Genomic DNA, 13013 nt, shown 5'->3' with positions numbered 1-13013 from the left:
TTTCCTATATTTAGCATATTCATAATAGTAAAAACCTCTTCCATATCTTCATAGGAAAGAGGTTAACTATGTAACCACAAATTGTGAAAAACCAGAATATTAGCTTGAGTATCCACTCTCGATCATAATCAACGTCCCAATTTTGAAACCACTCGCAAAAGCCTCTCTTGAATGAATAGAGTGAACTTGATCCATCATATCAAACAATACCTCGAGTTGTTTAAAGTCATCCTCCGAAAGCTTGCTCTGAAATTTTTCGATATAAGCTGTAATCTCCTTGTTAATAGATCGATACTCCGAATCTTTAGGAACAATATTCTCCTCTGGTCTCAGGTTACCGTAATATAATTCTTCTATTATATTTCCCACATCACAGACCCCTTTCTCTTATACATGTCTGGTACTCTTCTCATGACAATTATATAAGATTGACAGACAATGCTGGGAATTTATGCGATATTCGCATGTGATTCTTATAGCTTTCATGGGATATCGCATTTTGCATGCTTGCTTTGACATAATAATGTAGCGCTTGTTGAGCCCTACCTCGGGAGTATGCTAAGATAATGGACACCTATTTCTACAAAATCCTATAACAAATCAACCGTACAGAAAGGACACTATGAATCCTTCATCACTGTCACCCAAATTACAACAGATCGTTCCGCAGCTGGATCTGCGAAGCTGCCTCGTCAGCGTACGCGGTGAGATTATGTACGAACACTACCGCAACCAAGAGGCTGCGACTGATATTGCAAAAATCAATTCATGTACCAAGAGTGTGCTGTCCGCGCTCATCTGTATAGCGAAGGATAAAGGTTTGTTGCCAGAGGCATCAGCCCCAATCTCTACTTTTTTCCCACAGTTGACATCCGATCCTGATCCGCGCAAACCAGCGATCACGCTGGAACAACTGCTTACCATGACAGCCGGGTTCAACTGGGACGAGTTCGGCGGGCAGAATTCATTCCCTCGCATGACCCGCACCGATCATTGGGTGGATTTTGCGTTGGAACAACGCTTAAGTCATGAACCGGGTACATACATGGAATACAATTCAGGAGTATCACAGATCCTATCCGCCATCCTGATGCAAAATGCAGGTATGGACGTAGCCGAGTTCGCAGAACGTTATCTTTTTGGCCCGCTGGGAATTAAGGATTATGAATGGGAAAGTGATCCTCAAGGTGTACATACCGGCGGATTCGGTCTTAAGATGTTACCCGTAGATCTGCTGAAATTTGGTCAGCTGTTTCTACAGCAAGGTATGTGGGAGGGTGAGTCTCTCATTTCAAGTGATCTCGTATCCCGTTCGACGCAGCCTTTCATTACAGTCACTCCACCGAATCACGGCAGTTATGCTTGGCATTGGTGGGTGGATGTCTATCCGAACGAAAGGTCTGACTCCGAAAATATTGCTGCTGAAGACAACCAACCCAATCTCCATTATTATTACGCGCGAGGATTTGGTGGTCAGTATGTATATATTGTCCCAGAGCTCGAACTTGTTACGGTGTTAACCAATGACAAACGAAAGAAAGAGAAACCTCCGCTGGATGTTTTCCCTCGATTAATCGCCCCTGAGCTATGGAAAATGTTATAACCGGAGGCAGTCCTATCTATCCTGTTCGACCAATGAACCCCCAACCTTGTGGCCATAACCTGACCATAGGTTGGGGGTTATTCGTCATGCCAAAGCTTCTTCGATAGCAATTGTTATTGGATACGGACCAGACTCTTGATTAGAGACCACAACCAGTTGTAGATCATAGTCCCGATACACGGAAGACATGAACGACACTCCTGGATCAAACCCCATGACATGAAATTTGAAAATCGCTTCTCCCTTGCGGTCAATCCAGATACCCTGCCCATAATACTCTTCATCCTCTTGATGAGCATGTGGAGTTAATAACTGCTGTGTCGCCTCTTCATTCAACAATTGGTGACCCAGCAAAGCACCCCAAAATCGAATCATATCCGGTGCCGTAACATAGGCTCCACCATCTGATCCACCTTTGACAGGAATGGAGAACATATTAGTATTCCAAGAGCCATCTTCATGATCGATATACCCTAAAGCTGTGTTACGCGGGAGCTGATCTGTTACGAAATAACCGGAGTCCTTCATGCCACACCTTTTGAAAATGTGCTCTTCCACATAATCTGTAAACGCCAGTCCTGAATGTTGTTCCACGACAAGCCCCAGCACAATAAAACCCGCATTATTATAATGAAAACGTTCACCCGGAGCAGACTTCATTGGCAGATGCTGAAACATGGGCAGAAAGTCACTTAAACGCCGCATCGCGTAGACGGGTCTGTCTTTCCATAATTCTGAAAAGTCATCCATCACTGCTTCATCGAAATAATCCGGAATGCCTGACGTGTGTGTTAACAACTGCTGGATGGTGATCCCTTTGTCCCACAGTGGAAACTCCACATCCAACACATCGTTCAGCTTGGAATCGGCAGACAACTTGCCTGCTTCAATCAGTTGGCATACACTCACTGCCGTGAAAATCTTACATCCTGATGCAATTCCAAAGCGTGTGTCCACCTGATTGGCAAGCTCTTCACTGCGATTTGCATAACCACGTTTCATATTCAAAAGGGTTTTTCCGGCTTGCTGGAGTAATACAACACCCGAAAAATTCACGTGTTCCATGACTTCTTCTACTTTTGTTGTCAGCTCTACTGCATTCAACATTTTGTTGTTCACCTACTTGTCTATGTATTCATTACATTCTCATTCTTAATTCTTCGTCATATCCTGCATACCTGCCAAATTTTCATAAAAAGAAGGATTACTCCCTTATAAAAGGAAATAACCCTTCTTCAGACAACGTAAGATTAAGTTTGACAAAGCATGCTCAAATGCTGTTCAATCACTTGTTCCACTCGTTTTACCGTAAGTCTATCTCCTCAAAACAACATAGGTTAGCGTAACGCTTGCAGGTCCGATTCGGGACTTCCTGCACTCTTCTTCGTTTCACGGGGAGACCTCGTATTAATCAGATAATACAATGTGGCATAGATTGTAGTAATAAACGTGCCAAAAAACAGGCAAAACGCCAGAGACGGACGGCTTACACTTTCGTGCATCAGTTCAATTAGCGTCTCGCGATTCGTCAGTGCATCCCAGCTATTCAGTCGATATACACGTCCAAGCAAGACCCCATAACTTCCCAAAGCACTGCCAACCAGTACAAAGATCCAGGATGCCCAGCGTCCAATTCGGTGATAGATCACTTCCTGAAGCTGATACATCGACAGGAATCCAAGCAGAAGTCCAGTCCAGACAAACATTAATAGAACACTTAAGTCGTACCAATACGTGTAGTCCACCCCGTTCCCACCATAATACCGGGAACTTCTCGCTGTCAGATGAACCAGATCCGTAACAATGTAAGAAGAGTTCGGGAAAAATAACAACCACAGCAGACCACTTGCAACTGCAAGCCATGCGGCACCTTTCCATTTCACATCACTTAGAAGATAGGCTGCATAAGAGAACACAAAAGGAATCCAGCCCAAGAACAGATTCCAGATCAGGAAGCGGAAATAACGCTGATCCAGCCAATCTGCGGCTACGTAGTACAAGCCAAGCGTTACTATAGTAACCACACTAAGGAAAATAAATATGCGAATATAATTCAGTTTTCTCAATGATTCTGACCTCACTTGATAAAATTCAATTAGTTTCGAAAATATCGGATGATTTCTTCTTTATTCTTTTCCACACGCAAATTCAATCCTCGTTTATCCTTTAATCCATACTGCTGTAATTCATGACCTGGATCCAGCACTAATGGTTTAGTCGCCACATCAACCAACAAGTCCATCGTCAGTTGATAGGTTTCCCGTAACTTGTCCATCGGTAGAGAAGATTCATACCGTTTAATCAGCTCAATCAGACGTTCAGCATACACGAGACGAACCATACTGTCCGCACTCTTCAATTGTCTTGAAGCAAATGCTGTAATGGCCTTAATTATACTCGGTTCTGTCCGATGTTTGGCAATTAACGCAAGTTCATCCACCGCATCCCAATTCATGATAGACAGCTCGGAACTTAATTGTTGAATTCGCTCTCCTATCCATTGTTCCTCTAACTCTTGGGGTACGTCCCATCGCTTATAGTCGGCATACACGCCTTCTCGATGCATCTGTATAGCGCTCCCGTAATGTTTGACGAACAAATCCTTTGCTAAACCCCAATCGGTCTCTTCCATCTTAACCACCACCATGCCTATTCCTATTTGTGCTTATATTCCTAACATATTACATAAGTTCACTACTCTACAAGCATACTATAGAAGTTGAACTATACATTTGCACAAGAACGCAGAGGACAGAAACAAACTACAGAAGCGAAGCGTTCGCTAAAAGCTTTCTACAAGAAAGCTACTTCGGAAGCATAAGCTTATCACCGGATTTTCACCTTTGTAAAATTGAATTAAAAATCTGGGGATAACAGCGATCGGAAGGTTGTTCTGTCATCGGAGTGGCAAGTGTAAATATTCTTTCGTTCAGCTTATATAGAATCATACCATTTACCAAAGGAGAATCAAATTTACAATGAATCCAAATTCGATGCACCCTCAAAATTTAGTACAACCCACATTGAATGCTAATCCAAATGTCACCCCTAACATGAATCATGGCGGTCATGAGATGTTCGATGTACATGAGATTCTGTCCTCCACCATTAACGTCCTGGATCAATACATGATCTTTCGTACATTTGTGCAGAGCCAGGAACTGATTGGCATTCTCGACCGGCAGTACAATTTCATATTATCCCAGTACAATCTGACAGCAGAGTGTTTTGCATCCGGACAGAAGCCTCATCAAGAGACAGCTACCTATATGATCCCCAACATGGTACCACCGGTATATGGCCTTAAGCCATCAGCACCTAAAAAGCCAAACCAGAGCTTGGCCGATGTAAAGGATGCCGGGATTAGCGGTCATATGCTGGGACTGATCAAGTCACATGCGAGTCTGCTCGGCATGTCCTGTAGCGAGATCACAAATGGAACGGTTCGCCGAGTCATCGCTTCGCAGATCCAGCATTTTATTGAGATGGCCTATGAAATTTTCATGTTCCAGAATAAAAACGCCTATTATCAAGTACCTCAACTCACTCCAAGTGATACACAACAGATGCTTCAGGCATACATTCCAGCAACCGGAGCACCTCAGATGCCTATTAACAATAAACCACTTCATTAATTAGAAAATAAAGTCCGATTCCCCAGAACAGTCTCTTCAACCCATGCGGGTTTTAGGGGCTGTTCTTTGGTTATTTATAATCATTTCCTGCTTAAGACTCTTGATTTGGTTACCAAAAACTGGTTTAATCAAAGACAAACCCGTACATATTCAACTTACGGATCATACATATAAAATAGGGTGAAATGCCGTTATACGAGAATTCAAATGGCTTTTTCTTCATTAATGGGGAGGTATACAAATGAGATGGAAGCAACCTGCTAAACTTGGTTTACTGGCTATGGCTCTCGGCTGTACTGCCATTGGCACAACACTCACACCTTCAACAACACTAGCTGCACCTGTCCCCGCTTCCAAAGCGGTGTATCATCAGTTCCAAACCTATCGAACAGAAGCAGTGAAGTCCACAGAAAGTCTGGTTAAAGCGCGTAAATACCTGATGAATCATATCGATAAAGTCGGACCTTGGCAGGCCACACTAATGACGCTGCAACTGGAGAACATGCAAAACGTGAAATTGGCTAATATGGACTACCAAATGTATACGGAACAATTTCAACAGGCCATATCTCAAGCCCATGAACAACTTGGTTACGAACAGAAGCTTACATATAGTCGTCTGCTCAAAGAAATTAAAGATCCGACCGTGAAGAAGCTTCTGCAGGAAGCTTCAGATCTCGGGTTCAAACTGGAAACCAGTGAAGGCTTGTATTACCCCATCATCAATTATGAGATATATCAAAAGTTCAAACCTTTTGTTAAGGCTGATATTGCTGCATACATTAATATTATGGCTACCGAGTCCAACCAAATGACGACTTCAGATGGGGGCATTATCATCTCTTGGAACGAATTAATCCAGCGTGCATTGGAGAAAGAAGCCTTTTTGAACAACTTCCCGAATTCCAATCGCACATCAGCAGTGAAGCAAGGGTTATTTGTGGATTATCTGTTTTACGGAAGTGACAACACGCCTGCTTATGATTGGTACACGGATGAAGAAATTCGCACCATGGACCCTGTGGTGAAACAGGCTTACGAGAAAGCTTTGGCTTACCGGGAGCCCGATACGCAGAGTGTTCTTCTGGACACTATGGAAAAGATTTTACTGGTTCTCAATCAGAATAATGATGAGCTTACACCTGAAGTCAGAGCAATCATTGAACCTGTTCAACAACAATTTGTCCGTGAATAATCAGATGCTGAATCGCAAAATGTGAATGCCAAAAAAGCGGCAATCCTCGTGACAGAGGTTGTCGCTTTTAAGTTTATATATCAAGTCGTTACGTTTGGATCAAAGAGTTGAAGTGTCTATTGATGTAAGTTTGTTCGGATTGACAACGAGATACACGCCCTCAATCCGCTCTCCGGAAGCGTCCAACTCCAAACAGAGTACCTCGGACAACTGCCCTTCTTTCATCAACGCGAGTTGAAGTTCGCCATTGATCCACATCGGTACCCATTCCCTTTCACGCAATCGTGTAAGGACTCGACGTGAGGTCAGGAGTGCAAGCACACCTTTGTGCACATTCATTGTTCTCATAACCGTATGCACAACGCCACCGCCATCTGCTGTAAATACAGGCTGATCTGCCAGTAACTCCAGCATGGCAGAGACGTCATAACGAAGGAAAGCCGTTGTAAAACGGCTCAGCAATTCACCTTTGGCTATCATATCCGCATCACTCTGCTCGATCGGCGGAAGTCTTTCAGGCAGATTTCGTCTGGCGCGGCTAAAGATTTGACGACAGTTACTCTCCGTTTTGCCCAGCCAATCCGCTATTTCAGAATAATCATATCGGAACGCTTCACGAAGGACAAAAACAGCCCGTTCCATGGGCGATAGACGCTCCAACATGACCAGATAGGCGTAGGAGATCAGCTCTTTTTTCTCCATCGTTTCCTCTGGCATGTTCGCCTCTTCACTGTCACCGATCGGCTCTGGCAGCCACTCACCAACATAACTTTCCCGCTGATTACGAGCGGAATTTAGCAGATTCAAGCTTCGGTTCACAATCAATCTGGCGATGTAGGACTTGGGATTACGAATATCCTGAGCAGACGTACTCTGAATCCCCGCAAAACAATCCTGCACAATATCTTCAGCTTCTACCACACTGCCCAACATGCGGTAAGCTATTGAAAATGCATATTTTTTATAACGAATATACAACTCACCAACGTCCAGAGAAGACACTTCTGGCTCATTGGCATGGAAATTAGAATTCATAAGAAGCCTCCCCTGGCATGGTGCGTGTATTTTTAGTTAAAGCAACCCGGATACATCCCAGTTGTAATCGCAATCCGGTTCCAGTTATTAATCGTGTTAATGGCCAGAATCAGATCCACCAGTTCGGATTCACTGAAATGTTCACGGACCTTATCGTACAACGCAAGTGGTACACCATGTTCCGAGATTCGGGTCACCGCCTCAGCCAGCTCCAGCATAACACGTTCTTGATCCGTGAAGAAAGGCACTTCACGCCACACACTTAGCAAAAGAATATGATCCGCGTAATCTCCCAGTTTCATCAGATCTTTGGCATGCATATCGAGACAAAAAGCGCAGCCATTAATCTGGGACACTCGGATTTTTAACAGCTCATACAATACTTTATTTTCAAATTGCCCGGATATATATTGCTCCATTGCCATCATCGCTTTAAAAGCACCTGGACTCGCTACTCTGTAGTTCGTTCTTAAATTCATTTTTCATTCGCCTCCGTCATTTGGTTTACATACTGTAGACAAATGAAGGCTGGGATCTGTGACATTCTTTGCGAAAATCTTTTTATGCCCACAAGAATAGTTGCTCAACTAACGAATATTCACACTTAGATTCTGATGGCAGGACAACCTCCATGGAGTTAATAATCAGTAATGGAAAAACATACTGAAAGGTTGTTCTCTTTTCTACAATTAACATCTAACGTAAGAAAAATCCGCGTTTTTCCGTATTCATGTACGGTTTTTGCTGTAGCGTTTGTGATTTTAACCAAAAGCAGGTTGGATATATTGATATTTTGACCAAAAGAGTAGTAACATACGGCTAATGAAGTTAACTTTTCTGACATTAAAAAGAGAATCGTTTATCCATATCAGCAAGGAGTGTTTCCTATGATAACTTCCAACGCAAAACATACAATGACCTCCGAATTACCTAGAGGGTGTACGTTCACCGCTGAAGACTGGCATGTATTATCCCAATATTGGTACCCGGTAGCCCAAGCAACCGAAGTAACAGACAAACCCCTGTCTGCTCAATTACTCGATGTGAAGCTGGTTCTCTATCGCAGTAATGATCAGATTGTGGTAGCCAAGGATCTTTGTTTTCACCGCGGGGCCCCACTTAGTAAAGGCTGGGTAGAAAATGGCGAGATTGTCTGCCCTTATCATGGTTTCCGTTATAATTGTGAAGGAAAATGTACCGCAGTACCTGCGCACCCAAGCTCCAAGATCTCGCCTAAGCTCAAACTTATCGTGTACCCGACAGTCGAACGTTATGGCTTGATCTGGACCACTTTGGCGGGAACGGAAGAACAGATCCCCTCCTTCCCTGGATGGGATGATCCGGATTATATCAATATTCTGCCACCCAACTTTGACATTGCTGGTTCCTCTGGACGACAAATGGAGGGATTCCTGGATGTATCCCATTTTGCCTATGTGCATACCGAGACGTTTGGTGATCGAAACAACACCGAAGTCCCCCAATACAAAGTGAAACGCGAAGGTAATGAGTTACTGGCGGAGTATTGGAGTACTGTAAGTAACTATGGCAAAGGGCAAGATCTTGTTGCACCTGAAGGTTTCCAATGGCTGCGCGAGTTTCGAGTGTTCCCACCTTTTGCGGCTTCTCTTACGGTACATTTCCCAGGAGACGACAAGCTGAATATTCTGAATTGTGCTTCGCCAATCTCTGCCCGTTATACACGTTTATTCTGTCCAATCACACGCAACTTTGACAAAGACGCTCTGATTGAAGACACAATCAAGTTCAACTTGCAGGTATTTGAAGAAGACCGCGAGATGGTCGAGTCACAGAAACCGGAGGATCTGCCCCTTGATCTGCATGCCGAGGCCCATATTCCCGCAGACCGTACTTCGATTGCTTATCGTCAATTGTTAACGGAGCTTGGCTTGGGACGAAATTACACATCGTAAATTAAATAGGTGTTCTTCTTTAACCTCAGGCAAGCTATCGATGATGGATGTCGCGCCTAAAAAGTCTTGAAGTACTATCCTGCGGTCTCTGGGGAATGGGTTGAAAATTTTCTTAGGAACTCAGGACATCTTATTTGGCCTCTAGGTCCTCATTTAAAATTGTAAGGAACCTCAGACTCGTTATTTCCCAAAATCCCCCGATAAAAACACTTCATACGGTTGTTTATTCTGATATAACGTGTCTCAGATTCTTTAGATTTTTGGGCACGCCTTAAATCCTTGATTAAGACGCCTACGATTCGTTAGCACTCCATGCTCCGGACTCGTTCAGGTATGCATCGGCTTTCAGCAGGTTTGAAGACACCTTTAATCAACAAAAGAAGCGCTCCTTTGCGGACGCTTCTTTTGTTATACCTAATTTAACTGAAATACTTATGTGTATTAGATAAACCTCGCCTCATGACCGTCATCTGTCCTCTTGATTATTCGTATTCATAGGAAGCTCTCTATAATACGGACAGCCCGGCTCATGAATAATACGTGGATCAACCCAAGTGCCCCAGTACGGAAGACGGTTCACGTAAGGTTGCATGTTTGGTTGGTTGTTTGGCTGTGTATTGGGCTGCATGTTTGGTTGTACATTGGGTTGTGTGTTTGGTTGCATGTTTGGCTGTACATTAGGCATTACGTAAGGCTGATGATTCACATTTGGAGCACTGTTAGAGGCAGGAGCAATTGAAGGCTGGCAATCTGCCGGCGGGCCAATAATCACTGTTTTTTGAATGGGAGCCAGCGCTTCTTGAACTTTTTTCTCATCCAGACAGTACGTATAAGCCAAAAGTTTTGCAGGTGTAAGACGTAAGGTGTCTGAGCCAAATATCGCCTCAGGAATAGGAGCATCAAAGATTGCGAGTAAGTGCGTGTGATCTGCAGTAGCCACTTCATAGTGCCACCAGCCTTGAGGAACGTTAGCCACCTGCCCCGGAGTAATCGGGAAATGAAGAAGCTCGTTGGTAAACGGATTAATGAGGGAAACAACTGCCGCACCGCTGATACAGTATACCAACTCCGTTGCATTCTGATGCGTATGTGGTTCAACCACATTGCCCGTGTTGAGGAAAATATCCAGTAAAGAAGCATTGCCCAGTGTGTTTAACTGCTTGATGGAAAGAGCGTTAATATAGTTGTTCTCATCCTTCTTGAATAACGGGTTATTGCTCAAATCGTAAGTAAATTCGGTGGTTGGTAAAGTGTAATCCATGTATGAGGTTGCCAAAATAAAACGCCTGCCCTTCGCTCTCGGTTTAGGTCATAACCTATATGCCAGCTTATGCCCAGCGCCCAGATACGTGAGCCCATTTCCGCCAAGTTTTCCTCGCATAACAAATATCCCTGACTCGGACATCCCGAGCAGGGCTCTATTTGTTACATGTTCTTTTTCATTTCCCAGACTTCTTCCCAATGGGTTCCAAATGGAATATTCATTAAGTCTACATACTTCAGCCAATGCATTCTTGTGACAACATCCGGAGTTCCCTCAATCAGTGCATTTGTCACCAGTAAAGCACGCAGATTCTTCAGTTTTTCCAACTCCGGGGGGAGCTCACGTATACCAGAATATACGATCTCCAAATACTTCAGCTCACTTAATTCACCAATCTCAGGCGGGATACAATTTAATCCCAACTCAGTTTGTGGTTTGGGCCTCCAACCAGGTGCAGATTCAAAAGGACTGCCACAATAAATTCTTAACTCTTGAAGTTGCTTCAATTTCCCGATTTCTGCCGGAATACACTCCAGATCCAACGTTGTAATGACCAATCTTTCCAATGAAGTAAGTTCAAACAGACTTGCAGGGAGTGAGTACAGATTCTGCTCAAAAATCGTCAACTCCTTCAAGTGCTTCAACTCCCGAATTCGTTCGGGAAGCTCACTTAAACCATGTAAGCTGATATCCAGCTTATCGGTCTGATGTCTGATCGCATCGTCCAGGAGATGATCAATTTCCTTATGACGGTCCAAATCAAAGAACAACCCCGGAATCCGCTCCATAAGTTCACTCGCTTCTTTGTATGTAATCCTCATGCCATACATATGCTCATGGGCAACCGAGAAAAAATAATCATTTCCGTCTTCTGTCATAAAGCAAAGATCGTCCGGCAATGACGGATAACACCAATCATGAAAACGATTGGCTTCTTCTTTGAGCACGCGACCCGATTCCGGCGTACAGCGATATGTATAATAGGTGCCTTCGGAATAATAGGCTCCGCTTTTTAGCATCATTTCTTCCATCGTAGCACGTTCCACAAGATAGGGCTTCAATCTCTCTAACACACGAACTACTTCCGGTATCTCGTTCTCTTCGTACCTTTGTCTGTCTACCAGCATAAAACGATCTGCCTTCTCGATCAATTCGTCAATCAACAGCTCATAGGCCGTTCCTCTTGGATCAGTGTGAAAAGCTACGGCTACCATATGTTCCCCCTCATTACTCATTATTCATTAATCTTCAATCTGCTGTATCATCTGATTACATTGTGGCATAGGCTGATATCATCAATCCAGTCATTGGAGGCTTATTACATGGCATACGGCCCTGGTTCAGTTTCATCCCCGCAATCTGCGGGTTATCCTTACCCTTATTATCCGTCACCCCCACCGTATCCTTACCCTTATCCGTATCCATACCCGCCCATCGTTCCTGTTCCACTACCATATCCGATCGGTGGTCCTTGGTGGCATGGTGGATATCCCGGCGGTGGTTACCCCGGTGGACACCCTGGTCATTTCCCAGGAGGTGGCTATCCAGGCGGACCTCATGGAGGCGGGCCGGGTGGTCCAGGTGGACACGGAGGACCTCCAGGTGGAGGATTTCATGGGCATCGTTTCTTCCAGTGGTAATCATTAGACTCATTCAAAGTACTTGTTCAGATAAAGGAGCTGCTTCGGCAGCTTCTTTATTATTGAAGGAATTGTCTAATCGTGCAGGATTTTAATAGGTGATCTCATCCATCATCTTCAGATTACGGTTCGACATGCTGAGGAGATCCGTGAAGGTAGGTGTAAGGTAATAAACAAAGACCGGATCGTGCACGTACATAATAATCTGCCCATACGTGCCTTCCGCCGTTGGATCAAAATCGAGCATCAGATACAGCGAACCTCCCGCAATTGTTGCAAAAGGAATCCATGTTTTATGGAACAAATATGGTTTGATCTCCGGGTCCAGCTGGCTGATCTCTTCGGCAGAATAATACTCTTCAAGCTTCTCATCCACTTCACAGAAGTATTGTTTGGTCTCTCGAATCTCTTCCAATGACATGAGATAAAAGGGCGTACATCGACCCTCCTCAGCATCCCCTGGGTAAAGCACATGTAACCCATAACCACTGCCGTCTTTTCTTTGGTAAAAGGTACGAAAATCGCCAGGCAGCCGGACGCCATACTCCTTTTCGAATAGATCCAGACTTTCCTCGGATGCACCTTCCCGATGTTGATATTCTGCAAACAATTGGCGAATCTCTTGATCCTGTATTCTCTCACCCAGCAAGCGATTCAGCTCGTCCATTAGCACGTTTAATGATACATTCGGCTCCAATCACACCACA

General features: G+C 44.1%; 14 protein-coding genes. 5 read left to right on the top strand and 9 right to left on the bottom strand.

Going from position 1 to position 13013, the window contains the following annotated elements; genetic code table 11:
• Positions 1–99: 99 nt before the first annotated feature.
• A complete protein-coding gene (locus MKY28_RS07850) occupies positions 100–369 on the bottom strand; it encodes a DUF6809 family protein (RefSeq protein WP_100527308.1) in 270 nt (89 codons plus the stop codon).
• Positions 370–622: 253 nt separating this feature from the next.
• On the opposite strand from MKY28_RS07850, the gene MKY28_RS07845 reads away from it, so the two are divergent.
• Complete coding sequence (locus tag MKY28_RS07845) at positions 623–1603, top strand: serine hydrolase domain-containing protein (protein ID WP_340935502.1); 981 nt, start codon at positions 623–625, stop codon at positions 1601–1603.
• A gap of 84 nt (positions 1604–1687) precedes the next feature.
• On the opposite strand, the gene MKY28_RS07840 is transcribed toward MKY28_RS07845, so the two are convergent.
• The 3 genes from MKY28_RS07840 to MKY28_RS07830 form a co-directional block, all read right to left on the bottom strand.
• Complete coding sequence (locus MKY28_RS07840) at positions 1688–2710, bottom strand: serine hydrolase domain-containing protein (protein ID WP_340937861.1); 1023 nt, start codon at positions 2708–2710, stop codon at positions 1688–1690.
• 230 nt (positions 2711–2940) lie between these two features.
• On the bottom strand, positions 2941–3669 hold the full coding sequence (locus tag MKY28_RS07835; protein ID WP_036672872.1) for a DUF1361 domain-containing protein: 729 nt from the start codon (positions 3667–3669) through the stop codon (positions 2941–2943).
• 29 nt (positions 3670–3698) lie between these two features.
• Positions 3699–4235, bottom strand: a complete 537-nt coding sequence (locus tag MKY28_RS07830) for a hypothetical protein (protein WP_036672873.1) — start codon at positions 4233–4235, stop codon at positions 3699–3701.
• A gap of 361 nt (positions 4236–4596) precedes the next feature.
• Between MKY28_RS07830 and MKY28_RS07825 the strand changes: the two genes are divergently transcribed.
• Positions 4597–5238, top strand: a complete 642-nt coding sequence (locus tag MKY28_RS07825) for a spore coat protein (RefSeq protein ID WP_051447307.1) — start codon at positions 4597–4599, stop codon at positions 5236–5238.
• Positions 5239–5479: 241 nt separating this feature from the next.
• The gene (locus MKY28_RS07820) at positions 5480–6433 is read left to right on the top strand and encodes a hypothetical protein (RefSeq protein WP_340029104.1); all 954 of its coding nucleotides are present in this window, start codon (positions 5480–5482) and stop codon (positions 6431–6433) included.
• 99 nt (positions 6434–6532) lie between these two features.
• Here the strand turns inward: MKY28_RS07820 and MKY28_RS07815 are convergent, their stop codons facing one another.
• Together MKY28_RS07815 and MKY28_RS07810 are read right to left on the bottom strand one after the other, a co-directional pair.
• Complete coding sequence (locus MKY28_RS07815; protein WP_036672877.1) at positions 6533–7468, bottom strand: sigma-70 family RNA polymerase sigma factor; 936 nt, start codon at positions 7466–7468, stop codon at positions 6533–6535.
• A gap of 32 nt (positions 7469–7500) precedes the next feature.
• Positions 7501–7947, bottom strand: a complete 447-nt coding sequence (locus MKY28_RS07810; protein ID WP_036672879.1) for a carboxymuconolactone decarboxylase family protein — start codon at positions 7945–7947, stop codon at positions 7501–7503.
• 408 nt (positions 7948–8355) lie between these two features.
• On the opposite strand from MKY28_RS07810, the gene MKY28_RS07805 reads away from it, so the two are divergent.
• On the top strand, positions 8356–9402 hold the full coding sequence (locus tag MKY28_RS07805; RefSeq protein ID WP_340935497.1) for an aromatic ring-hydroxylating dioxygenase subunit alpha: 1047 nt from the start codon (positions 8356–8358) through the stop codon (positions 9400–9402).
• A gap of 466 nt (positions 9403–9868) precedes the next feature.
• On the opposite strand, the gene MKY28_RS07800 is transcribed toward MKY28_RS07805, so the two are convergent.
• Positions 9869–10678 carry a cupin domain-containing protein gene (locus tag MKY28_RS07800; RefSeq protein ID WP_340935496.1) on the bottom strand — a complete coding sequence of 270 codons (810 nt, stop codon included), beginning with the start codon at positions 10676–10678 and terminating at the stop codon, positions 9869–9871.
• Positions 10679–10827: 149 nt separating this feature from the next.
• Positions 10828–11901 carry a leucine-rich repeat domain-containing protein gene (locus tag MKY28_RS07795; RefSeq protein ID WP_340935495.1) on the bottom strand — a complete coding sequence of 358 codons (1074 nt, stop codon included), beginning with the start codon at positions 11899–11901 and terminating at the stop codon, positions 10828–10830.
• Positions 11902–11988: 87 nt separating this feature from the next.
• Here MKY28_RS07795 and MKY28_RS07790 point away from each other — a divergent pair, with 87 nt between their 5' ends.
• A complete protein-coding gene (locus MKY28_RS07790) occupies positions 11989–12306 on the top strand; it encodes a hypothetical protein (RefSeq protein ID WP_076328451.1) in 318 nt (105 codons plus the stop codon).
• 91 nt (positions 12307–12397) lie between these two features.
• On the opposite strand, the gene MKY28_RS07785 is transcribed toward MKY28_RS07790, so the two are convergent.
• Entirely contained in the window at positions 12398–13003 is a 606-nt protein-coding gene (locus tag MKY28_RS07785) for an SMI1/KNR4 family protein (RefSeq protein WP_340935493.1), read from the bottom strand.
• Positions 13004–13013 lie beyond the last annotated feature (10 nt).

Origin of the sequence: Paenibacillus sp. FSL R5-0473, from assembly GCF_038004565.1 — a bacterium.
GTDB lineage: Bacteria > Bacillota > Bacilli > Paenibacillales > Paenibacillaceae > Paenibacillus > Paenibacillus amylolyticus.
Note: the sequence above shows the minus strand (reverse complement) of the source record. Positions and strands in the feature narration are given on the sequence as shown.

What these genes read in the sequence shown, in the direction of transcription:
- MKY28_RS07825 (WP_051447307.1), top strand. Translation starts at nt 4,597, where the DNA reads ATGCACCCTCAAAATTTAGTACAACCCACATTGAATGCTAATCCAAAT.
- MKY28_RS07815 (WP_036672877.1), bottom strand. Translation starts at nt 7,468, where the DNA reads ATGAATTCTAATTTCCATGCCAATGAGCCAGAAGTGTCTTCTCTGGAC.
- MKY28_RS07790 (WP_076328451.1), top strand. Translation starts at nt 11,989, where the DNA reads ATGGCATACGGCCCTGGTTCAGTTTCATCCCCGCAATCTGCGGGTTAT.
- MKY28_RS07845 (WP_340935502.1), top strand. Translation starts at nt 623, where the DNA reads ATGAATCCTTCATCACTGTCACCCAAATTACAACAGATCGTTCCGCAG.
- MKY28_RS07810 (WP_036672879.1), bottom strand. Translation starts at nt 7,947, where the DNA reads ATGAATTTAAGAACGAACTACAGAGTAGCGAGTCCAGGTGCTTTTAAA.
- MKY28_RS07795 (WP_340935495.1), bottom strand. Translation starts at nt 11,901, where the DNA reads ATGAGTAATGAGGGGGAACATATGGTAGCCGTAGCTTTTCACACTGAT.
- MKY28_RS07820 (WP_340029104.1), top strand. Translation starts at nt 5,480, where the DNA reads ATGAGATGGAAGCAACCTGCTAAACTTGGTTTACTGGCTATGGCTCTC.
- MKY28_RS07830 (WP_036672873.1), bottom strand. Translation starts at nt 4,235, where the DNA reads ATGGAAGAGACCGATTGGGGTTTAGCAAAGGATTTGTTCGTCAAACAT.
- MKY28_RS07805 (WP_340935497.1), top strand. Translation starts at nt 8,356, where the DNA reads ATGATAACTTCCAACGCAAAACATACAATGACCTCCGAATTACCTAGA.
- MKY28_RS07840 (WP_340937861.1), bottom strand. Translation starts at nt 2,710, where the DNA reads ATGTTGAATGCAGTAGAGCTGACAACAAAAGTAGAAGAAGTCATGGAA.